Raw genomic sequence first — 22,630 nt, 5'->3', positions numbered from 1 at the left:
AGCGAGCATATGGCCCTCTGCCGTTAGCGCTGTAGTGTTCATGAAAGCGATTTTTCCTGCTGGTTTGGTGTTGGCGTGCCTCTTGAGTGTCTTCATGCCGGGTAGCGCAATGGCTGCGGCCGCCCCGGATAAAGGGGGTATCAGCATTTCTGAGGTGAAGGCAAAGCCCGTTGTGCCGACAAAAAAACACATACCAGCCAAAAAGGCCGAAGCAGTAAAGAAGCCGAAGTCACAAAAGAAACGCCCACCCATTGCTTCAAAATCAAAATCCGCGAGCGAGGTGGTCAGAACCACGTACTTGCCTCCGGCCAAGCTGGATTTGAGCCTGCCGCCGGACATGGTTAAGCAGTTACAACCTGTTGGCGCTGTTCCGCTAGTCAAACATGCCCCTTTGCTGCCGCCCATGTTTGGTGAAAAAACCAAGGCTGACAGCCCGTTCCAGCTTAACGGTCGCCTGCTCAGTAACGAAATGCAGTTGCAAATGCGCAAGGAAGAGCACCGAGAGGTCGACGGTGCGGCACTGGAATTCCAGTTTAAGCAGTAAAATCGCACATTGCTCTGTGACCCGCGCACCTGACGCTTGGTCGGAGACTGGTTAGTCACGCGTGTTTGAGCGAAAAACCTCTATCTGGCCAATTTCAAACGGCTGTTTTAGCGGGTACTCTAGTCCACGTTATCCAACACATTACCCGTCGCGAGGAGCGTGTCGTCATGAACTGCCGTGAAGGCTGTGGCGCCTGTTGCATTGCCCCTTCCATCAGCACACCCATCCCCGGCATGCCAAACGGCAAAGCGGCGGGAGAACGTTGTGTGCAACTGTCTGTCGATAATCTGTGCCGTATTTTCGGCGAGCCTGAACGGCCGGCGGTCTGTGGTGCGTTTCAAGCGGATGTCGAGGTGTGTGGCAACAGCCGGGAAGAGGCCATCAAGTTGATCGGTTGGTGGGAGCAAATGACCGCGGCGTAGTGTGTTCAACGAACGGAACTTCAACAATAAGGAATAAGACTATGGGTTCGCTGCATCGTATCGCTGTGTTGTGTGGCTTGACCGTTCTGTTGGCCACGACAGCCCAGGCCGAAGACTGGAAAACTGCCAAGGATGAGGACGGAATCAAGGTTTCCCTGAGTGAAGTCGCCGGGTCTCAGTACAAGGCCTACCGCGGTGTGACCGTAATGAAGACCTCCGTGGCCAAGTTGCGTGCGCTTCAGGAAGACGTGCCTGGCGCGTGTGCCTGGATTCATGAGTGCAAGGTGCAGAAGTTGCTCAAGCACGAAGGCGATCAAAGCTGGACCTACACGCAGTTCAGCACCCCATGGCCGGTGACTGCGCGTGACTCGGTATTGCACGTGACTACTGTCGAAGGCGCCGATGGCAGCCTGACGCGTAAGCTTGAAGGCGTACCGACCTACCTGCCTGAAGAAAAAGGCTTTGTTCGTGTCACCCAGGTCCAGGGTTTCTGGAAACTTGTTCCAAAAGGCACGGACCAGGTCGAAGTGACCTATCAGGTTCACACCGAACCAGGTGGTAGCGTGCCGTCCTGGCTGGCCAACAAGTTTGTGGTCGACGCACCCTTCAATACCTTGAAAGCCCTGAAAGCACGCGCCGAGAAGTAATGCCGTGCTTTTCGCAAAGAGGCTGCCAACCGGCGGCCTTTTTCATATCAAACCGATGGATTCAGGAGGAACGATTTTCCGGTATTCGGGGTCGAGATGTTGTAAGCCCATCTGTGGGTTTTACCAAGGAGGCACCGATGCAAAAGTGGGAAGTCACCTTCGTAGATGATCACGGCGTGCAGACCGTGGAGCAATTCGATTGCGAACAAAAACCCACGATGGAGCGGGCCGCGCAATTGATTCGCTCAAAACTCCTCCCTGTTCCGGCCGAGCTCGATCTCAATGATCTGGAGGGGCGAACCGAGGACCCGACGGTCAAAAGCCTGAAAGATCAGAACAGCATTGAAATTCTCAGTATCACTCCAATTGCATAACCACTTGATGCGACTCGCAAACAGGCCTTGGCAGCAACTCTGACTTGGGGCTACTCTGCAAACGAGATCAGCGAATGGATCGCTAAGGTCTGGTCTTGTCAGCTACATGCTTGTTTCCCGGCGGCAATTTGATTGCCGTATCGCCCTCACCATTCGGTTGCGGGCGCAGGGAGTACGGAAAGTCTATCCATCAGTTTGAGGAGGACGTTTCATGAGCACAGCCTATCAAGAAGACATCAGCAGCAGTGTGCTGCGCCGCATGAAAGAAGGCGGTTTTGATTTTTCACGGTTCCATCCCATCGAGTTCTACGCCATTTTTCCGGATGAGGAGCGGGCACGCAGGGCGGCAGGGCATTTTCGCGGTGAGTCCTTGAATGCGCAGGTCAGCGTGCGTGATGACGGTGCCTGGCATTTGGAGTTGAGCAAGGTGATGTACGCCACTTATGGCGGCATCGGTGACTTTGAACAGGACTTTGAGGCGGTGGTCGAGCCTTTGGGGGGGATTATCGAAGGATGGGGCGTCAAGCAGGAGGTACGAGGGCTACTCGCATAACACTATGAACAGCGACAACACTCAGCAACGGCTGACCTCAGGGTTGGCCGTTTTCGTTTTCGGACATTGAGAAGTCAAAGGATCGCAACCGCACACAGGCCGTGAAATCAACTCTGGCTAGGCGGGTATTGACCATGAGCATTGCTTCGCAATGAAGCGGGGGACGAACGGGTTGGGGCATTTACTGCACAGGATTGGTGCGGCGTGTCTTCGGTGATTAGCCAACCGATTGATAGTAAAGCGTTTATGCCACTGGCACGGGCCTTGCGAAGTCCAGGTGTCCGGGTGACAAGGAGTACGGCATGATCCGCACCTATTTTGATGAAATGTACGACGCTGGCGGCCTGGTCCGCCCGCACTATCGGGAGTTCGCCCGTTGGTTAGCTGAAACGCCTGACGAGCTTTTGGCACAACGGCGACGCGAGGCCGATCTGTTATTTCATCGTGCCGGGATAACCTTCACGCTCTATGGTGATGAGCAGGGGACAGAGCGCCTGATTCCCTTCGACACCATTCCCCGCAGCATCCCCGTCAGCGAATGGCGGATCGTTGAGCGCGGCTGTATTCAGCGGGTCAAGGCATTGAACATGTTCCTCGCCGACCTGTATCACGAGCAGCGCATCATCAAGGCCGGCATCATCCCGGCCGAACAAGTGCTGGCCAACGAGCAATACCAGCTCGCCATGCAAGGGCTGGATCTGCACCGCGATATCTATTCGCACATCTCTGGCGTCGATCTGGTGCGCGATGGCGACGGCACGTACTACGTGCTCGAAGACAATTTGCGCACGCCCAGTGGCGTCAGCTACATGCTCGAAGACCGCAAGATGATGATGCGGCTCTTCCCCGAGTTGTTCGCCGCCCAGCGCATCGCGCCCATCGATCATTACCCGAACCTGTTGCTCGACACGCTGAAAAGCTCCAGCCCACTGGACAATCCAAGTGTCGTGGTGCTGACTCCCGGGCGCTTCAACAGTGCGTTTTTCGAGCACGCGTTTTTGGCGCGGGAGATGGGCGTGGAGCTGGTGGAAGGCGCGGACCTGTTCGTGCGCGACGACAAGGTGTTCATGCGCACCACCGACGGGCCGAAAGCCGTCGACGTGATCTACCGTCGCCTCGACGATGCTTTCCTCGATCCGTTGGCGTTCAATCCGGATTCGATGCTCGGCGTTCCAGGACTGTTGTCGTCCTATCGCTCCGGCAATGTGGTGCTGGCAAATGCCATCGGCACCGGTGTCGCGGACGACAAGTCGGTTTATCCGTTCGTGACCGAGATGATTCGTTTCTACCTGGACGAAGAACCGATCCTGAAGAACGTGCCGACTTGGCAGTGTCGCAACCCGTCAGAACTTTCTCACGTGCTGGCGAACCTGCCTGAGCTGGTGGTCAAGGAAACCCAGGGTTCCGGTGGTTACGGAATGCTGGTCGGGCCCGCGGCCACCGCCGCCGAAATCGAAGCGTTCCGCGCACGCATCAAGGCCAAGCCCCACGCGTATATCGCCCAACCGACGTTGTCCCTGTCGACCTGCCCGACGTTTGTCGAAAACGGCATCGCGCCGCGGCACATCGACTTGCGTCCGTTTGTCCTGTCTGGCCGCGAAACCCGGGTCGTACCCGGTGGCCTTACCCGTGTAGCCCTGCGCGAAGGATCCCTGGTGGTCAATTCGTCCCAGGGTGGCGGAACCAAGGACACCTGGGTGGTCGAGGATTGAAGGAAACCTGCCATGTTAAGTAGAACCGCCTCGGATTTGTATTGGATGTCGCGTTACCTGGAACGGGCGGAAAACCTCGCACGGATGCTCGACATCAGTTATTCGCTGTCATTGATGCCGCAGGATGGGCGCGGCGATGGTCTGCACGAATTGGCGATGCCCTTGCTGATCACCGGCACGCTGGACGATTACCTTGAGCGCCACGGTCAATTGCATGCCGAGCGTTTGCTGCACTTCTTCGCCCTGGATGCGGCGAACCCGGCCAGTATCTACAGTTGTCTCGGCGCCGCGCGGGCCAGTGCTCACGCAGTGCGTGGGCGGATTACTGCCGACATGTGGGAAAACATCAACGCAACCTGGCTGGAGATTCGCGGTATCGCCGAACAGGGCCTCAGTCGCTATGGCATGAGCCGTTTCTGCGAGTGGATCAAAGAACGTTCCCACCTGTTCCGGGGCGCGTGCTACGGCACCATCATGCGCAACGATGCCTTTCGCTTCATTCGCCTGGGGACCTTCATTGAAAGGGCCGACAACACGCTGCGCCTGCTCGATGCCCGCTACGAAATGGCCGGCGATCAGGCCGAGGCGGTCAGCGATGGTACGGCCTACGCGTATTACCAGTGGAGTGCGTTGCTGCGGGCCTTGTCGTCGTTCGAGGCGTATACCGAGATCTACCGCGACGCGCCTGGCGCGAGGCACATCGCTGAGCTGTTGCTGCTACGTGCCGACGTACCGCGTTCGCTGCGTGCCTGCACTGAGGAAATCGACCAGATCCTCGCCAGCCTGCCGGGGACCAATGGCCGTCCAGCGCAACGTCTGGCAGCAGAAGTGGATGCGCGGCTGCGATACACCGGCATCAACGAAATCCTCGCCGAAGGCCTGCACGCCTGGCTGACCGAGTTCATCCCGCTGGTGCGCCAGTTGGGCAACGCCATACACAGTTCCTATCTGGAGGCTGCATGAGACTTTCCATTAGCCACGAGACCACCTATCACTATGAAGATCAGGTGCGGGCAAGTATCCAGTATTTGCGATTGACGCCTCACGACAGCGAGCGTCAGCACGTACTGAACTGGCGGCTCGACCTGCCACGGCCAGTGCGTGCGCAACTCGATCCGTTTGGCAACATCCTGCATGTGCTGACGATGGACGAGCCGCATGAGGCGATCATCATCGGCGCACGAGGGCTGGTGGACATTGATGAGTTGCGTGAGGCCGAGCATGAGAGCCAGTCAGCGCTGCCGTTCTTGCGTTTCACTCGACTGACCGAGGCGGATGAAGCGTTACGCGCATTCGCCGAGAAGCAATGTCACCAACGGCGCGATCGCACAGCGTTGATCGACTTGATGCATGGCCTCAACCAGCACATGACCTACACGCCGGGCTCCACCGAAGTCGACACCAGCGCCGCTCAAGCGTTCGCCGGGCGCGCCGGGGTCTGTCAGGATCACGCCCATGCGTTTCTTGCCTGTACGCGTAGCCTGGGGATTCCAGCGCGGTATGTGTCGGGTTATCTGTACAGCGAAAACAGCGAACACCTGGCCAGTCACGCCTGGGCAGAAGCCTGGCTCGACGACGCGTGGTACAGCTTCGATGTCACCAATGAACTGGCCAAGCCCGAGCGTCACCTGAAGCTGGCTGTAGGCCTCGACTATCTCGATGCCTGCCCGGTACGTGGCATGCGTCGTGGCGGTGGCGGGGACCAGATGCACGCCAAGGTGTTCGTCGCGCCGACGCCGGTGATCTCCGTGCAACAGCAGTAATTTGGGATCCCTCATCGCGAGCCTGCTCGCGAAGAGGCCCGCTCAGGCGCCGCACCTCTCAAACCATCAGGGCTGCTGCTTACGCCCGGCCATATGCTTCAAATACCCCACCAGCAACGTCAGTTCCTCATCCGACAATACCTGTGTCGAGAACCCCGGCATTTTTGCCTGTGGCCATTGGCGCAAGCTTTGCGGGTCGCGGATATAGCGCTTGAGGAATTCAGCGCCAAAGTACTCGGTAGGGCTGAAAGGAATGTTCAGGTCCGGACCAAACTGCGCGTCCCCAGCGCCATTCAGGCGGTGACACGCCAGGCAGTTTTTCTGGAACAACGCATAGCCCGTATTCACCGGGTCATTGGCGGCGAGCGCCGGGTCTGGAAGCAGGGCGGGGAAGCGTACGCCGACCGCCGCCAGGCGTTTGATACTGGCGACCTGAAATGGCCATTGCTCAGGGCTGATATGGCCAGCCTGAGGGTTGGTCCACACCAGATAAAAAGGTCCGGCACTGGGTTTGCCTTCCGCCAGCGCTGGCCAAGGGGTGGCCGGGTCTTCAATGGCCAGCCACGCCTGTGCACCCACCGTGTTGAGCAACGGTGCGGCAGCCAGTTCGGCAGCAAAACCGTCCAGGGCCACGGCTTGCAAGTGGTCGTCAGCCTTGATGCCAGTCAACAATACCGCCAGCGGCACCGCGCGATAACTCATGTTCCTTTTGTAGGAAACATCGTCGGTGATCTGAATCGTCTGAACCTGAGGATGCTTGAGCAGCTCCTCGGTTTTCCAGGTTCGGCTGCCGGTACCCAGGTCGAGCACCAGCTGTGCGGCATACGAGGGCGTGCAGAGCAGCAAGGCCCCAAGCAAAAGTAGAGCTTTCAAGTGATCGCCATCCTGTCGAAGGTATGCCGTAAAGGTTGGCACACACATGCAGGCCCGGAAAGCGAGCGAGTCAGTTTTTTAGTGAGGCGTCGTCAACAACCACGCTTGATTATCCGATCACCTTGGTAAGGTTCGGCAAAATCAGTAGCAGCGTAGTGGCGAACAAAATGAGCCCGGCTTGACGCACTTTCGAATGTTTGAACATGGCTGTTTGCCTTTTTTTGTTATTTCCTGAGCGTCGAATGCTTGCCTGCATTTCTCCATGACGGCAAAGCGCTGTAATTCCTTTCTCACGAGCGCCTCGGCAAAACCCGACGACAACTTCGTAAGGTTTACCTTAGGGGCCCCGCAGGCTGTGCTTTAGATCCATTTAGTATCAACTAAGAGCAAACTGCTTCTAAAAAGCTATGAGGCATACTGCCAGCTGCTTTACCGGCCTTTTGCTAGACCGTTCCGTGACCTGCATCGATTAATCCGATAGCTGACTACCGTTCGTCTGAGCGTGACCGTCAAGGCCGATGAGCGCTTCGGTCATTGAATCCGCCGCTGCTGAGCCTAAGGTGAGAACTCGCTAATTGTTCACCTGCCCAGCGGTACGAGGACGTCATGACCCAAGCTTTGATTTTCGACGCGTTACGTACGCCCCGTGGCCGTGGCAAGGCTGACGGCGCCTTGCACAGCGTCAAACCGGTGAATCTGCTGGCAGGCTTGCTCGGTGCGCTGCAACAGCGGACGCAACTCGACACCCGCGAGGTTGATGACATCGTGATTGGCTGTGTCACGCCGATTGGCGATCAGGGCGCCGATATCGCCAAAACCGCGGCGCTGGTGGCCGACTGGGACGTTAGCGTCGCGGGTGTGCAAATCAACCGCTTCTGCGCATCCGGGCTGGAAGCGGTGAATCTTGGGGCGATGAAAGTCCGCTCCGGCTTTGAGGACCTGGTGGTGGTCGGCGGCGTCGAGTCCATGTCGCGGGTGCCGATGGGCAGCGACGGTGGTGCCTGGGCGCTGGATCCGCAGACCAACCTGCACAGCCATTTCACCCCGCAAGGCGTGGGCGCCGACTTGATCGCCACGATTGAGGGCTTCAGCCGTCAAGACGTCGATACTTACGCGCTGCACTCTCAACAGAAGGCTGCGCGGGCGCGGGCGGACGGCTCGTTCAAAAAGTCCCTGGTGCCGGTGCAGGATCAGAACGGCATCATCCTGCTGGATCATGATGAGTTCATTCGCGCCGAGTCGACGCTGGAAGGTTTGGGCAAGCTCAAGCCGAGCTTCGAGATGCTCGGGCAAATGGGCTTCGACGCTACCGCGTTGCGGGTCTACAGCCATGTGGAGCGAATCAATCACGTTCACACGCCCGGCAACAGCTCGGGGATCGTCGACGGCGCGGCGCTGATGTTGATCGGCTCTGAGGCCAAAGGTCGGGCACTGGGCTTGCAGCCACGGGCGCGAATCGTCGCCACGGCGGTCACCAGCACCGATCCGACCATCATGCTCACCGGTCCGGCGCCGGCCACTCGCAAGGCCTTGGCCAGGGCCGGGCTGCGGGTCGAGGACATCGATCTGTTCGAGGTCAACGAAGCGTTCGCCTCGGTGGTGCTCAAGTTCATCAAGGACATGGCCATCGATCCGGCCAAGGTCAACGTCAACGGCGGCTCTATCGCCATGGGCCACCCGCTGGGCGCCACCGGTTGCGCGATCCTCGGCACCTTGCTCGATGAACTGGAAGTGCGGCAGTTGCGCTACGGCCTGGCGACCCTCTGTGTCGGTGGCGGCATGGGCATTGCCACCATCATCGAACGCCTCTGAGCCCCGACTTCAAGGAAGCACCTTTATGACTGATGCCATTCGTTACGAAAAAGGTCAGGACCAGATTGTCGTCCTGACCATCGACATGCCGGGCCAGAGCGCCAATACCATGAACGCGGTGTACCGCGAGGCGATGGCTGATTGCGTTGCGCGGCTGGTGGCCGACAAGGACTCGATTACCGGAGTGATCATCACCTCCGCAAAAAAAACCTTCTTTGCCGGTGGCGATCTCAACGAGCTGATCAAGGTCGGCAAGTCTCAAGCCAAAGCCTTCTACGACATGGTGCTGCTGCTCAAGGCTCAGCTGCGGACACTGGAAACGCTCGGCAAACCGGTGGTCGCGGCAATCAATGGCGCGGCGCTGGGTGGCGGTTGGGAAATCTGTCTGGCCTGCCATCACCGCGTTGCACTGGACAATCCGTCGGTGCAGATCGGTTTGCCGGAAGTCACGTTGGGGCTGTTGCCGGGCGGCGGTGGGGTGGTGCGCATGGTGCGCCTGCTGGGGCTGGAGAAGGCGCTGCCGTATCTGCTCGAAGGCAAGAAAGTCCGGTCGCAACAAGCCCTGCAAGCGGGTTTGGTTGATGAGCTGGCGGCGGATCGAGATGAACTGCTGGCCAAGGCACGCGCCTGGATTGCTACCAACCCGACGGTCAAGCAGCCTTGGGATATGAGCGGTTACCAGATTCCCGGCGGCACACCGTCGAGCCCGAAAGTCGCGCAGATGCTGGCCATCGCGCCGTCGATTTTGCGCAGCAAAACCCAGGGTTGCCTGCCGGCGCCGGAGAAGATCCTCTGCGCTGCGGTTGAGGGCGCTCAGGTCGATTTCGACACGGCGCAGTTGATCGAAACCCGCTACTTCACCGAGCTGACCACCGGCCAGGTGGCGAAGAACATGATCGGCACCTTCTGGTTCCAGCTCAACGAGATCAACGCTGGCGGCTCGCGTCCTGCGGGTTTTGCGCCGCACGCGACGAAAAAACTCGGAGTGCTCGGCGCGGGCATGATGGGCGCCGGGATTGCCTACGTCAGTGCCGTGGCCGGTATCGACGTGGTGCTCAAGGACATCAACCTGGCGGCAGCCGAGAAAGGCAAGGCTCATTCGGCAGCACTGCTGGACAAAAAAGTCGCCCGTGGCCAGCTAAGCGCAGCGCAGCGTGACGCCACCCTGGCGCGGATCAAGACCAGCGAGCAGGGCGCCGATCTGGCGGGCTGTGATCTGATCATCGAAGCCGTGTTCGAAGACCGCGAGCTGAAAGCCAGGGTCTCGTCCGCCGCACAAAAAGTCGTCGGGGCAGATGCGGTCATTGCTTCCAATACCTCGACCTTGCCAATCAGTGGTCTGGCGACCGCCGTGCCGGATCAGTCGAAATTCATCGGCCTGCACTTCTTCAGCCCGGTCGACAAAATGCCGCTGGTGGAAATCATCAAAGGTGTCAATACCAGCGATGAAACCCTGGCCCGTGGTTTTGATTTCGTCCTGCAAATCAAGAAAACCCCAATCGTGGTCAACGACAGCCGTGGCTTCTTCACCTCGCGAGTGTTCGGCACGTTTACCAATGAAGGTATCGCCATGCTCGGTGAAGGCATCTCGGCGCCGATGATCGAAACCGAGGCGCGAAAGGCTGGAATGCCGATAGGTCCGCTGGCGATCTCCGACGAAGTTTCCCTGAGCCTGATGAGCCATATCCGTCAGCAAGCCGCCAAGGACCTGCAAGCCGAAGGCAAACCGCTGCCCGCGCACCCGGCGTTTGCGGTGATCGATCTGCTGCTCAACGAATGCCAGCGTCCCGGTAAAGCCGCGGGTGGCGGTTTCTATGAATACCCGGCCGGTGGACAGAAACATTTGTGGCCAGAGCTGAAAACGCGTTTCGAGAAAGCTGACGGACAGATATCGCCACAGGATGTACGTGATCGCTTGCTGTTTGTGCAAGCCATCGAAACCGTGCGCTGTGTAGAGGAGGGCGTGCTGCTGTCGACGGCCGATGCCAACATCGGTTCGATTTTCGGCATTGGTTTCGCCGCCTGGACGGGCGGGGCGTTGCAGTTCATCAACCAATACGGCGTGAAGGATTTTGTCGCCCGTGCCCAATACCTGGCCGAGCAGTACGGCGAACGGTTCACACCGCCGGCTTTGTTGCTGGAAAAAGCCGCGAAGGGCGCGTTGTTCTGAGGGAGTCGCTCTGACGGATTGGCGGTGCGCACCGGGCTTGCCTGACCCCGCGTTTCAAGGCAGGCTCTGGGTGTGCACTATCGCCTCTATCGTGTCAGGTATTTTTTATGTCGTTACGCATCTGCATTCTGGAAACCGACATCCTGCGTCCAGAGTTGGTCGATCAATATCAGGGTTACGGGCAGATGTTCCAGCGTCTGTTTTCGCAGCAACCCATCGCTGCCGAATTCACTGTCTACAACGTCATGCAGGGCGAATACCCAAGCGATGACCTGAGTTTCGATGCCTACCTGGTGACCGGCAGCAAGGCTGACTCGTTCGGCACCGACCCGTGGATTCAAACTCTCAAGACTTACCTGTTGTCGCGCTATCAGCGCGGCGACAAGCTGCTGGGCGTGTGCTTCGGCCATCAATTGCTGGCGCTGCTGCTGGGTGGCAAAAGCGAGCGTGCGACCCAGGGTTGGGGGGTCGGCACCCACAAGTACAAACTGGCCGCCAAAGCGCCGTGGATGAGCCCGGTGAAGGAAGAACTGACCCTGCTGATCAGTCACCAGGATCAGGTCACCGCGCTACCGGAAAACGCCACGGTGATCGCTTCCAGCGATTTTTGCCCGTACGCCGCGTATCACATCAATGACCAGGTGCTGTGCTTCCAGGGCCACCCGGAGTTCATTCACGATTACTCGCGGGCGTTGCTGGAAATTCGCCAGCAACACCTTGGCGAACAGGTCTATCAAAAAGGCATTGAAAGCCTGGCAAATGAGCACCACGGCACCACCGTTGCCGAATGGATGATGCGGTTTGTGGCCCACAAACCCGAAACCAAATCGGTTTAAATCCTGAAAGCATCGCGGGCAAGCCACACTCCCACAGGATTTAGGTGTACCTGTGGGAGCGTGGCTTGCCCGCGATCGAGCGCGAAGCGCTCGCCATGCATCCTGCCGTTATAACCACCCCGACCGCTTGAAGCTCGCCCACAACGCGAAACATCCCACGGTCATAAACCCCATCACCACAAAATAGCCGTAGTGCCAGCTCAGCTCCGGCATGTTCTGAAAGTTCATCCCGTAGATCCCGGCCACCGCCGTCGGGAACGCCAGAATCGCCGCCCAGGCCGCAAACTTGCGCTGCACCACGCTTTGACGGGCCGCTTCCAGCAATACGCCAATCTCGATGGTCTGGCTGGCAATATCACGTAACGTCGTCAGGTCTTCCATCTGTCGCGTGACGTGGATCTGCACATCACGAAAGTACGGGCGCATGTTCTTGTCGATGAACGGGAAGTTCAGTTTCTGCAGCTCTTCGCTGATCTCCACCATCGGCGCCGCATAACGGCGCAGGCGCAACACGTCGCGTCGCAAACCATGAAGGTTCTGAATGTCCTTTTCGTTGAGCGTGCTGCACAGCACGTTGCGCTCCAGCTCATCGATCTCGCTATGGATCGCTTCGCCCACTGGCTGATAGTTTGCGATGACGAAATCGAGCAGGGCGTAGAGCACGAAATCTTCGCCGTGCTCAAGCAACAGCGGACGCGCCTCACAGCGTTGGCGCACATGCGCGTAGGACGCCGAGTGACCGTTACGGCAGGTGATGATGTAACCCTTGCCGGCAAAGATGTGGGTTTCGATGAACTCCAGTTTGCCCTCATGGCGCACCGGCGAGTACGTGACGATAAACAGCGCATCGCCAAAGGTTTCCAGCTTCGATCGGCTGTGTTTATCCAGGGCGTCTTCAATCGCCAGTTCGTGCAGGCCGAACTGGCGTTGCAGGTTGGCCAGCTCCTGGGCGTTCGGCTCTTCGAGGCCGATCCATACAAAGTGGCCTGGTTTTGCAGCCCAGGCGGCGCCCTCATCAAGGGTGATATCGGTGACTCTCTTACCGGCACTGTAGACCGCAGCCGCAACGACTCTACCCATAATTCTTATTCACTTCTTCTTGGCAAATGGCAATGACAGGCAATGACAGGCAATGACCAGATTATCCTGCTCTTAAGCTTGAGAGTCAGCAAAATCAGCGAAGTTCGCCGGCAAAAAGAAGCCCGCACGAGGCGGGCTTCATTCAGGCTGCTTGCAGCTGTCGATCCATCGATTCAATGCACTCGCGCATCTGTTCACGGCACTGGGCGATCAGCATCGGCATGTCGTCCATGCTCAAGCCGGCAGTAGGAATCGCCGGCAACGAGCGGATCAGGATCTTGCCACTGCGCCAGCGGTTCAGGCGCATATGATTGATGTAGCTGCTGACGCACACCGGCACGATTGGCACCCCGGCAGCGATGGCCATCTGGAACGCGCCTTTCTTGAATGGCAGCAATTCTTCACCCAGGTTGCGCGTGCCTTCCGGGAACACCCAGATCGAGGTGTCCTTGTGCTGCAAGGTGTTGGTGGTCGTGAGCATCGACTGCCGAGCCTTGTGCGCATTGCCACGGTCGATCAGCACATTACCGGCCAACCAGAACAACTGCCCGAACAACGGCACCCACTTCAGGCTTTTCTTGCCGATGCACACGGTGCGGTGCGGCACCACATTACCCAGCACAAACAGATCGTAGTTGGACTGATGGTTGGCGATTACCACGCAGCTTTGCGTCTTGTTCTTCAGCCCATCGACGTCGGCCTTTACCCGCAAACGCAAAATACACATCGCTGGCCAGGCATAAAGACGCGCGCACAAACGGCTGTTATCCGGATTGAACGGTCGGCACAGGCCAAGCACCACACCGAGCACACCCGCTACAGCAAAATGCAGACCCATCAATAACATGCGAAACAGATACAGCATCTACAGGCCCGCCGGGACAAAAGGTGGCGCAGTGTACGGATGTGCACTGTTTTCGGCAATTGCTGCTATAGAGGTAGGAGATAGGCGATGTTTAAGCGCATGTTTCAGACTGATAGCGTCAGATGCGGAGTAGAGCGGCTGAAGGACTGTAAACAGATCAGCCAAGAAAAAGCCCGACTCGGCGGTCGGGCTTTTCGTTGTAGCGCTTTCGGGATTAAACCAAGTGTTCCTGATCCTGGATGATCGCGTTGTCCAGGGTCTCCAGCAGGGCCTTGCGTACTTTGAGCTTGGTGTTCTTGTGCGCGGTCATGTTGATCTTTTTCAACTGACGCGCCATGGCCAGTGCTGCACCTTGCAGTTCTTCGGCAGAAACGACCTTGTCGAGGAAGCCAGCATCCACAGCGCCCTGCGGATCGAACATCTCGGCGTTGATCACCGAGCGGTGGAACGCCGACTTGCGCAGACGATCACGGGCCAGCTCGATGCCGGCGTGGTGCATGGTCATGCCAATCTGCACTTCGTTCAGGCCAATGCTGAACGGGCCGTCGACACCAATCCGGTAATCGGCCGACAACAGAATGAATGCGCCCTTGGCTACCGCATGCCCTGGGCACGCGACGATCACCGGGAAGGGGTGCGACAACAGACGACGGGCGAGGGTCGAACCGGCAGTCACCAGGCTCACGGCTTCTTTAGGGCCGGCCGTCATCACCTTCAAGTCATAACCGCCCGACAGAATGCCTGGCTGACCGGTGATGATCACCACCGCGCGATCCGTCACCGCCTGATCCAGCGCAGCATTAAACGCGGCAATCACGTCCGGTGAGATGGCATTGACCTTGCCATTGCTCAAGGTCAGGGTCGCGATACCGTCTTCGAGGTGGTAGGAAATCAACTCACTCATGACGCTATTCCTTGTATTGAAGTGGGGCAGACGTTACCCACCGTCGTAGGCCAGGTAAAGCGCCATGACTGACCGGCCAGTCAGCCAATTCACGCCCGCCCAGCGTAGCCGGCCATACGTACCGCGCATTGCCCTCTATATAGAAACATTCACCCGGCCGAAGATTGGCAGGTTTGCCATGCCTCCAAACCCGCCCGAACTCGTAAATCGCTTAACCGCATGAAAATTCTGAAAAAAATATTTGCCATCGGAAAAGCTTTCGACTACATTAGCGCGCCTCGACAGACAGAACATGTTTGAAGAGATACGGTGAAGTGTCCGAGTGGCTTAAGGAGCACGCCTGGAAAGTGTGTATACAAGAAATTGTATCGAGAGTTCGAATCTCTCCTTCACCGCCACATTCTGCAAACACAAACCCCTGATTTTCCTAGAGAAAGTCGGGGGTTTGTGGTTTTTGGCGTCTGAAAAAGGGCGATATGGGACCGCTATGGGACTGGCGCTCTATTTCGGTGCGTAAAAAGCAGGCTCTGACGAGAAGGCTTTGGAGTTTCCAATAAACGAGGGTGAAATTCCCGTGCTTCAGCGGTTCCCTTTGGTTATGGTTCTGCGCAATAGTGGCGTTTTGTTATTGCTTTCAGGAAGAGCTACTTACCTGGAAGCTCATCGGCAGTTCAACGCAGGGAAGCGCAGTGAAGACAGTTGTCACGACGGTTCTATTTTTGGGGTTGTGCGGCTGCGGTTCCGACTTTCGTAGCTCTGCGCCGACACTCTGGACAGATGGCATCATGCTGGAGCAGAAGAAGGTCACCGTAGATGATCAACATGCCAAAGTGATCATGCAGGCATCAGGCGATACGGCCAACCCAGTAGATTTTGAAGTGGTCCGAGGTAACGACCCGGATACACGTCCCGATCATCTGGGGACAGTAGTCAAACCGTTTCGCAATAAAGTCGGCGGCTGGTTCAGTCGTCTCAGCAGCGCGGTCTCCAAGCATTTCCCCCAGCTGGAAATACAGGCCGATCCCGGCCAGATTTTGCAGGTGGGCGGGTCATCGACGATTAGTAGTCACGTTCCGGCACCGGGTTATCGGACGCTTTACAACGAAGACTATGTATTCAACCCGTCGAAGAACAAGTTTGAGAAAAAGGTAACCGCCAATCCGACCGTCTCGTCGTATTACGCCTGTGGGCCGATCACTAGTACCTTTATTCCCGAGAAGCAAAAGGTCTATCTGGCGGAGTTTGTCTTCGTAGATCGGGGGGAAGGGTGTGAACTGCAGGTCTATGACATCACACAACCCGAACTACGTGTCCCGGTCGTTGCCATCAAGGGCGCGCAGCCCTCGTCCCGCAGGTCGTACCACTCCCCATAGGCTCTGTAGGAAACTTGCTTGATCGCCGCTCGGCGAGTTTTCGTAACGACCCTAATGAGCTTGAGAGGCACCTTGGTAGAAGGTGTGTTTCTGTTCCCCCACCCACCCTCTCGCTCAGTCTATTGAGCGTACTGACAAGCCAGCGTTCGAGATCATCCAAACCCGATCTGGATACCCGCGGGCACAAAGGACCAGACCCTCCAAAAACGTCGACCCCATGCCGCAGATGTTCGATCTCTTCGATGATCGTCACCCCTGCATTACCGCCAAAAAACTCGCTGCCCAACGACCCGCGCTCTCCGCTGCGAAAGCCGTTTTGTCGGAGATTCCGCCTCGTCTTCGATGCTATGCGGTCTGTTTAACGCTAAGCGTTGGGTGCCGGAGGCCCGAAACCTGAATCCAGGTGTATCAGTTGGCTGATGGTCTGGCCGACCTTGCTCACGGCCATTTCGATTTTTCGATTAGGTGCGTTGGCGAAGTTGAGCCGAATGCAGTTGCGGTATTTGCCGGCCGCCGAAAAGATGTTGCCGTTGGCGACTTGTACGTCTTGGGCTTCGAGCAGGCGGTTGAGGGAATAGGTGTCGAAATCTTCCGGCAGTTCGACCCACAAGGTAAAGCCGCCCTGCGGCTGGCTGACGCGGGTGCCTGCCGGGAAGTAACGACTGACCCATTCGGTCATCAGGTCGCCGTTGCGTTTGTATTGCTTGCGCATGCGTCGTAGATGCAGCAGGTAGTTACCCTTGGCGATGAATTCGGCGACGGCTAGTTGTGGCTGGGTCGCGGTGGTGCCGGAGCCGATGTATTTCATGTACAGCGCTTGTTGCAGGTAGCGCCCTGGTGCAATCCAGCCGACGCGCAGGCCAGGCGCCAGGGTCTTGGAAAATGAACTGCAGAGCAGCACGCGGTTGTCTTCATCAAAGGACTTCAGCGTGCGCGGCCGTGGATAACGATGGGACAGGTCGCCATAGATGTCGTCTTCAATGATCGGCACATCGAAGCGTTGGGCCAGGCGGATCAGAGTGCGCTTGCGGTCGTCGGGCATGATGTAGCCCAGCGGATTGTTGCAGTTGGCGGTCACCTGGATGGCTTTGATCGGCCACTGTTCGAGGGCCATTTCCAGGGCTTCCAGGTTGATGCCGGTCACTGGATCGGTGGGAATCTCCAGGGCCTTCAAACCGGTGGCATTGAGGATTTGCATCATCCCGTGGTAGCTCGGCGAGGCGATGGCAATGATGTCGCCCGGCACGCAAATCGCCCGGATGGCGGTTGACAGGGCTTCCTGGCAACCGCTGGTGACGATGATCTCGGCCGGGATCAGGCGGCAGCCGGAGTCGATGGCCAGCCGGGCGATTTGTTCGCGCAGGACCGGCACTCCTTGGATGTGATTGTATTTCAGGCTTTGGCTGTCGCTGCGCCGGTTGATGCGCGCCATGGCGGTGAGCAGCGGCTTGAGGGTAGGGGCGGTGACATCCGGCATGCCGCAACCCAACTGCACGACGCTGGCGCTTTGTCCGAAACGCATCAGTTCCTGCACCATGTCCCACTGGGAAATGTCCACCGGCCGCAAGGTCGGGCGGCCCATCTGCGGCAGTTCCGGCATGTGTCGGTCGGTCGGCACGAAGTAACCGGACTTGGGGCGCGGTATCGCCAGCCCCGAAGATTCAAGTACGCGATAGGCCTGTTGCACGGTGGTCAGGCTGACGCCGTGTTCCTGGCTTAGCGTACGCACAGAGGGCAGGCGCTCGCCTGGCCCATAAAGGCCCTGCTCGATGCGGCTGCTGATGAATTCGGCGAGGTTCAGATAGAGAGTCATGGATTTGACTGTAGCGTGTCATCTGTAGCTTAAGAAGCTACAGATTTGACTTATTTTGAATTATTTTTCGCCAAAAAAAGCCAACTGTATTAAAAAAAATAGCCGGCGCTGTATCTGCAATACACACAGACACCTTGGGATGATAGTTCTTCTGGGGTGCAGGAATGTCCAGTAGAGACGCTAGTCGCAACATTCCAGGGCGGCACCCCCGTGTTTTGGGAAAAATCCTACAAATTCAGACGTCTGGCAGCGGCTTAGAACGCTTCCGGCACATGATCAGCGATTACTGATGAGGATGAAGGCGGTATGACGGCAAGGATGACACTCACTCCGCAGATGGCTGAATACGAGCAAAAGTTCACTGACGGCGGCGAAGTCCGCTGGTTACCGTATTTGATGTATTTCCATCCGGCCAACCACCGCTCGCCGGTGGTCAACACTGACAGTGTGGGCTTTCGCTACTCTGAATCTCTGGGGGTCGAGTATTCGGCGGCTGATTGCGACAAAAGCAGCAGTGTTCGCCTGTTGGCCGGCAGTTCTACGGTATTCGGTATCGGTGCCAGTTCCGACAGCTGCACCTTGTCTTCGCGCCTGTCGGCGAACGATCCGCGCGGTCAACGCTGGCTGAACTTCGGCGGTCGCAGTTTCAACTCAACCCAAGAACTGATGCTCTTCACGCTCAACCGCCACCTGCTGCCAAAGGTGGATGAGATCGTGCTGTTTTCCGGGTTCAACAACCTCGGCTTGGCACGCCAGCCAAAGGAGTACCGCGGCGAGCACGGGGCCTTTTTCAATTGCCATCAGTTCTTCAGTGCATTCGCGCCCGAGCAGCCAACGCACAGCTCGTGGAGCCTGACCAACCTGTTCGGCAAGACCCTGGAGCCAGAGCCACCGGCTCCACCGTCGATGGGAGAACAGATCGACTACGCGGCCAACCTGACGCTGCAACAATTGGATATCTGGCGCGCCCTGGCCAAGGATATGGGCGCGAAGCTGACCTTCATTTTGCAACCGCTGGCCGGCTGGATTCGGGCAAAAGGTTGCAGTGAAGAGGAGCAACTGTTTGCCGAACTGGACCAGGCCGGAAATTTCACTGAGATGTATGGCGATATTTTGCAGACCCGTGTGCGTGAAGCCTATGCCGCACAGTTGCGCGAAGGGGCGCACAAAATGGGTGTGGGCTTTGTCGATATCACGCCGTTGCTGGCCGAAGCGCTAGGCCCGGATGACTGGCAGTTCGTCGACCGGATTCACTTCACCGACAAAGGCAATGACCTCGTTTCAAAGCTCATTCTTGATGCCACTCACTAAAAGGAAACTGTGATGAAATCGATCAAAAAATTTATCCAACGCCTCTTCGGTAAAAAGAAGAAAAAGCCCGATTCCTCCATTTATCCGATGTTCTGACGTTCGCTTAATAACGTCACTTGCACTGAACAGGATGTTGGCAATGGATGGCTCGGTTTCAATTCACGCAAGGGCAGGGGATGTGTGGCGCCAGCTGTATCGCTCGGCGATCAGTCCCGAAAGCTTCCTGGATGACGTGTATCTCAAAAGCCTGATGCAGGCGTGCGCGCCGGCTACCGGTGAAGCCAGTCCTGGCTTGTCGGAGCTGGCGCAACAGATCGACCGCTGGCGGGTCGAACAGGGCGCGGCCTATAGCGCCGTGGCCGCTGCCGCTGCGCAACACGGAAATGCCAAGGAATTTGCCCAAGCGCTGGCTATTTACTCGGCGCCGATGGCGTCGATTCTGGGTTGCTGGCTGCAAGGCATGAGTGCGCCCGGGGTCTTCGAAGACAATGCACAGCTGAAAATCATGCAGCTGTTTGCTCATGACGTCGGCGTGGGCCGCCCCCGGGCCTCACGCGCCGATCACTTCAAGGCGCTGCTTGGTCAGCTGGAGCTGAAGTCCTATGCGGTAGCGCCTTTCGAACTTTCGATGTTACCCGACTTAAGCGATGAGGCCTTTGAGTTGCCCGCGCTGTTGCTGGCCCTCAGCCGTCGCAGCGATGAGTTTGGCGATGTGCTTTGCGGCATTGATTGGGCGCTGCGTACGGTTGGCCTTTGCCCTGGCTGGGCCGTCTTGGGGCAGATTGAAAGCCTGCCGTTGGACATCCGGCGGCTGGATTTGAACGAGCCGTTCGGGGGGCTGGACGAGACCTCGTCGCTGGCGATCGCGCAGTGGATCAGCAATCAGGTCGCCGCTCAAGGTGAAGCCCGGCATACCGAGCTGATCCGGGGTGCCACCTGGTTGTTCTCGGCGCTGCGGCGCTGGAATGCCCAGCTCTACAACGCGGCACTGGTAGCCTCGTCACCGCAGCATGCGATGGCGCAACTGATCCAGCGGCTGGCTCGGGTTGGTGCGGTTTATCACCAGAATTACCTGGTGGAAGGACGTAGCCTTTCCGAGTGGCTCAAGGATGCGCAAACCGATCCGCTGCCGCTGTTGGATGTATTGTCGCGCAGCCGCTTGATCGTGCCCGGCGATGCACAGAAAAGTATCTTGGTCACCAGCCTGGTTGCGCCGACCGGGCGTATGTTCCGAATCTTCAGCGACGCCGACCTGAGTGTGATTCGTAAATGGATCGACTGGCTGCCCCAAGCAGCGCATAGCGAACCCTTACCTCGACAGTCGATCATCAACCCTACCGATGCAAGCGCTATCCGCACCCTGACCGAGACCCGCCACACGTCTCTCGGTCACTGGCCGAAAAGCCTGCGCGAGGCCTATTTTATCTTGCAGGGGCGCGCGCTCGGGCCAACCACCCAAGCCTTTGCCCACGCCTACGTGACACGTTGGCTGGAGCGCTCAAGCCGTTCGCTGGAGACTTCCGGGCGTCCGCTACCTGAGTACTGGGGCGTGAACGTGTTGCGCTCTTGGTTGCTGGACAAACATGACCAGAACGGCGAGCAGTTCGATGAAAGCGACCCGGAACAACTGCCGACCCGTGAAGAAATTGTCGAGTCGACCCTACAGTTGGCGCCCCTGACGTTAATCGACGGCGCTTGGTTGCAGGGTTTCACCGACCTTGACCTGGCGTCCTCGCCTATTGGCTATGCGCTGTTTCAAACCTATTGGGATGAACTGGGCAACGGCGTTTACGCGTTGAATCATCCAAAGATTTATCGCGACGGTTTGCGTCAGATGGGGCACGAGTTGGCACCGACCGGCAGTCGTGAGTTTGCCCAGGACCCACGTCTGGACGAGGAGTCGTTCCGCTTGCCGGTGTATTGGCTGTGCCTGGGCAAATTGCCGGTGACGTTTATGCCGGAGACGCTCGGTATGAACCTGGCGATGGAATTATCTGGCGTGGGCGGCAGTTACCGTTTGGCGCGGCGTTTCCTGCGCCATTACGGCTTCAGTACGGCCTTCGTGGACTTGCACAACACCATCGACAACGTCTCCACCGGGCACTCGGCCTGGGCCGCCGATGCGATTGACGCCTACATGCGCAAGATTGCCGCAGGCGGTGCGCAGTCGTTGGCCGAGCATTGGCAGCGGGTGCGGGTGGGATATGAATCCCTGGCACCGATGCCGGGCAAGTGGGCTTCGGTGTTGCGCCGGTTGGGGGTCGGGTCCGCTGGGAGGGTGTTGCCGCGTGCCGGACGCCAGGCCTCTTCGCAACAGCTCTTCCACCATTTGCCAATCACCCGCAAGACATTGGTGGAAGTGGCCGGCTAATAAAAACAACAAGGAGCTACACATGTCTCTGGTCAATGTGCACAACGAGTGGGATCCCCTCGAAGAGATGGTTGTTGGCATCGCCACTGGCGCGCGGGTGCCACTGCCTGATAAGGGCTTATTCGCCCTCGACTATAGCGAGCACCACACCGATCAAGAGGACATTCTGCCGATCGGCCAGACCCTCATCGAAGCACCGATGGCCTTGCGTAGCCGGTATTTCGAACCCTTCGCCTATCGCAAGCATGTGCAGGACTATTTCGCCAGCGGCGCCAACTGGATCTCGGCACCCAAGCCGCAATTGGCCGATTCCATTTATCGAGTCAACCCGTCACTGGCGGTGATCAATGACCAGCAGGTTCCGTTGATCCGCGCGTTGGAAAACAGGGTGTCGACGTGGCGCCATTGAAGATGCGCCATGCTCGTAGTTTGAGTGGTGGTTTCCATTGTGTGTCGCTCGACATCCGTCGGCGCGGGACGTTGGAAGATTACCGTTGATAAGGGGGTGACGATGCAAACCCTGGATTACTACTCGATCATTTTGTTTGTCATCGCCACCTGCGTCACGCCGGGGCCTAACAACGTCATGTTGATGTCGTCGGGAGCGAACTTTGGCATCGGGCGCACGATGCGCCATGTGGCGGGGATCAACATCGGTTTTCCACTGATGCTGATTGCCGTCGGGGTGGGGGCCGGGGCGATTTTTCAACAGTACCCCAGGCTTCACGATGTATTGCAGGTGGTGGGTGCGCTGTACCTGTTGTACCTGGCCTACCAGATCGCCAGCGCGCCGACCGTGGACCTTGACGACAAGTCTGGAAAGCCCTTGGGCTTCACCCATGCGGCATTGTTTCAGTGGATCAACCCCAAGGCCTGGGTGATGGCGGTGGGTGCGGTGCTGACGTATACCTCGCCGGTCGATGCCTACGGTTTTCAGATTTTGCTGATCGCGCTGCTGTTCTTTTTGTTCGGCTCGCCGTGTTCGATGGTTTGGGTGTTTTTTGGGCAATACCTGCGGCGCTTCTTGACTCACCCGCAGCGTTTGAAGGTGTTCAATATCACCATGAGCCTGGTGCTGGTGGCGTCATTGATACCGGTATTGAAAAGCTTGCCGTTCGGCGAGTGGTGGTCTTGAAGGTATTTATAAAAGTAAGAGTTACCGAGAAGCCAGTAGATGCGTCTGGCGAAAGGGATTCCATGTATTGGC

At 57.9% G+C, this 22,630-nt stretch carries 21 protein-coding genes and 1 tRNA gene; 17 read left to right on the top strand and 5 right to left on the bottom strand.

The annotated features are described in order from the left end of the window. Nucleotides 1-40: 40 nt before the first annotated feature. The 8 genes from AO353_RS01205 (at nt 41) to AO353_RS01170 (ending at nt 6,015) form a co-directional block, all read left to right on the top strand. Nucleotides 41-544: a hypothetical protein gene (locus tag AO353_RS01205; RefSeq protein ID WP_054598149.1), complete on the top strand. Its 504-nt coding sequence runs from the start codon at nt 41-43 to the stop codon at nt 542-544. Between the two features lie 167 nt (nt 545-711). Beyond that, nucleotides 712-966, top strand: coding sequence for a YkgJ family cysteine cluster protein (locus AO353_RS01200; RefSeq protein WP_054593318.1), 255 nt, complete (start codon nt 712-714; stop codon nt 964-966). 41 nt (nt 967-1,007) lie between these two features. Beyond that, nucleotides 1,008-1,613 (top strand): START domain-containing protein, encoded by a 606-nt coding sequence (locus tag AO353_RS01195; protein ID WP_054593317.1) that lies wholly within the window; start codon nt 1,008-1,010, stop codon nt 1,611-1,613. 137 nt (nt 1,614-1,750) lie between these two features. Continuing rightward, nucleotides 1,751-1,987 carry a hypothetical protein gene (locus tag AO353_RS01190; RefSeq protein ID WP_054593316.1) on the top strand — a complete coding sequence of 79 codons (237 nt, stop codon included), beginning with the start codon at nt 1,751-1,753 and terminating at the stop codon, nt 1,985-1,987. Nucleotides 1,988-2,198: 211 nt separating this feature from the next. Further along, entirely contained in the window at nt 2,199-2,540 is a 342-nt protein-coding gene (locus tag AO353_RS01185; RefSeq protein WP_019689386.1) for a ribonuclease E inhibitor RraB, read from the top strand. 302 nt (nt 2,541-2,842) lie between these two features. Beyond that, on the top strand, nt 2,843-4,252 hold the full coding sequence (locus AO353_RS01180) for a circularly permuted type 2 ATP-grasp protein (protein WP_054593315.1): 1,410 nt from the start codon (nt 2,843-2,845) through the stop codon (nt 4,250-4,252). Nucleotides 4,253-4,264: 12 nt separating this feature from the next. Then, entirely contained in the window at nt 4,265-5,215 is a 951-nt protein-coding gene (locus AO353_RS01175) for an alpha-E domain-containing protein (RefSeq protein ID WP_054593314.1), read from the top strand. After that, nucleotides 5,212-6,015, top strand: a complete 804-nt coding sequence (locus tag AO353_RS01170; RefSeq protein WP_054593313.1) for a transglutaminase family protein — start codon at nt 5,212-5,214, stop codon at nt 6,013-6,015. Before AO353_RS01175 ends, AO353_RS01170 begins: the two co-directional genes overlap by 4 nt. Nucleotides 6,016-6,081: 66 nt before the next feature. Here AO353_RS01170 and AO353_RS01165 read toward each other — a convergent pair whose 3' ends face one another. Continuing rightward, nucleotides 6,082-6,936 carry a c-type cytochrome gene (locus tag AO353_RS01165; protein ID WP_054593312.1) on the bottom strand — a complete coding sequence of 285 codons (855 nt, stop codon included), beginning with the start codon at nt 6,934-6,936 and terminating at the stop codon, nt 6,082-6,084. Between the two features lie 558 nt (nt 6,937-7,494). Here AO353_RS01165 and AO353_RS01160 point away from each other — a divergent pair. The 3 genes from AO353_RS01160 to AO353_RS01150 all read left to right on the top strand — a co-directional run bounded on the left by AO353_RS01160 (nt 7,495) and on the right by AO353_RS01150 (nt 11,706). After that, a complete protein-coding gene (locus tag AO353_RS01160; RefSeq protein ID WP_054593311.1) occupies nt 7,495-8,700 on the top strand; it encodes an acetyl-CoA C-acetyltransferase in 1,206 nt (401 codons plus the stop codon). 25 nt (nt 8,701-8,725) lie between these two features. Next, nucleotides 8,726-10,870, top strand: a complete 2,145-nt coding sequence (locus AO353_RS01155) for a 3-hydroxyacyl-CoA dehydrogenase NAD-binding domain-containing protein (protein ID WP_054593310.1) — start codon at nt 8,726-8,728, stop codon at nt 10,868-10,870. Nucleotides 10,871-10,977: 107 nt separating this feature from the next. Continuing rightward, nucleotides 10,978-11,706 carry an amidotransferase gene (locus AO353_RS01150; protein ID WP_054593309.1) on the top strand — a complete coding sequence of 243 codons (729 nt, stop codon included), beginning with the start codon at nt 10,978-10,980 and terminating at the stop codon, nt 11,704-11,706. A gap of 108 nt (nt 11,707-11,814) precedes the next feature. On the opposite strand, the gene AO353_RS01145 is transcribed toward AO353_RS01150, so the two are convergent. From AO353_RS01145 to AO353_RS01135, 3 genes are all read right to left on the bottom strand, one after another. Beyond that, nucleotides 11,815-12,786, bottom strand: coding sequence for a magnesium and cobalt transport protein CorA (locus tag AO353_RS01145; protein WP_054593308.1), 972 nt, complete (start codon nt 12,784-12,786; stop codon nt 11,815-11,817). Nucleotides 12,787-12,928: 142 nt separating this feature from the next. Next, nucleotides 12,929-13,651 carry a 1-acylglycerol-3-phosphate O-acyltransferase gene (locus AO353_RS01140; RefSeq protein WP_054593307.1) on the bottom strand — a complete coding sequence of 241 codons (723 nt, stop codon included), beginning with the start codon at nt 13,649-13,651 and terminating at the stop codon, nt 12,929-12,931. A gap of 214 nt (nt 13,652-13,865) precedes the next feature. Continuing rightward, on the bottom strand, nt 13,866-14,555 hold the full coding sequence (locus AO353_RS01135) for a crotonase/enoyl-CoA hydratase family protein (protein WP_054593306.1): 690 nt from the start codon (nt 14,553-14,555) through the stop codon (nt 13,866-13,868). Between the two features lie 308 nt (nt 14,556-14,863). Here AO353_RS01135 and AO353_RS01130 point away from each other — a divergent pair. Together AO353_RS01130 and AO353_RS01125 are read left to right on the top strand one after the other, a co-directional pair. Then, a tRNA-Ser gene (locus AO353_RS01130) sits at nt 14,864-14,953 on the top strand. Between the two features lie 291 nt (nt 14,954-15,244). Next, nucleotides 15,245-15,928, top strand: a complete 684-nt coding sequence (locus AO353_RS01125) for a hypothetical protein (protein WP_054593305.1) — start codon at nt 15,245-15,247, stop codon at nt 15,926-15,928. Nucleotides 15,929-16,292: 364 nt separating this feature from the next. Here AO353_RS01125 and AO353_RS01120 read toward each other — a convergent pair whose 3' ends face one another. Then, nucleotides 16,293-17,741: a PLP-dependent aminotransferase family protein gene (locus tag AO353_RS01120; RefSeq protein ID WP_054593304.1), complete on the bottom strand. Its 1,449-nt coding sequence runs from the start codon at nt 17,739-17,741 to the stop codon at nt 16,293-16,295. A 306-nt stretch (nt 17,742-18,047) separates the two neighbouring features. Here AO353_RS01120 and AO353_RS01115 point away from each other — a divergent pair, with 306 nt between their 5' ends. The 4 genes from AO353_RS01115 to AO353_RS01100 all read left to right on the top strand — a co-directional run bounded on the left by AO353_RS01115 (nt 18,048) and on the right by AO353_RS01100 (nt 22,558). Then, a complete protein-coding gene (locus AO353_RS01115) occupies nt 18,048-19,052 on the top strand; it encodes an SGNH/GDSL hydrolase family protein (protein ID WP_054593303.1) in 1,005 nt (334 codons plus the stop codon). A 178-nt stretch (nt 19,053-19,230) separates the two neighbouring features. Beyond that, the gene (locus AO353_RS01110; RefSeq protein WP_054593302.1) at nt 19,231-21,423 is read left to right on the top strand and encodes an iron-containing redox enzyme family protein; all 2,193 of its coding nucleotides are present in this window, start codon (nt 19,231-19,233) and stop codon (nt 21,421-21,423) included. 22 nt (nt 21,424-21,445) lie between these two features. Continuing rightward, nucleotides 21,446-21,832, top strand: a complete 387-nt coding sequence (locus AO353_RS01105; protein WP_054593301.1) for a hypothetical protein — start codon at nt 21,446-21,448, stop codon at nt 21,830-21,832. A 102-nt stretch (nt 21,833-21,934) separates the two neighbouring features. Continuing rightward, complete coding sequence (locus AO353_RS01100) at nt 21,935-22,558, top strand: LysE family translocator (RefSeq protein WP_054593300.1); 624 nt, start codon at nt 21,935-21,937, stop codon at nt 22,556-22,558. The last annotated feature ends 72 nt before the right edge of the window (nt 22,559-22,630 follow it).

It is taken from the genome of Pseudomonas fluorescens, from assembly GCF_001307155.1.
Lineage (GTDB): Bacteria > Pseudomonadota > Gammaproteobacteria > Pseudomonadales > Pseudomonadaceae > Aquipseudomonas > Aquipseudomonas helvetica.
This window is presented reverse-complemented; position numbering and strand designations above follow the sequence as displayed.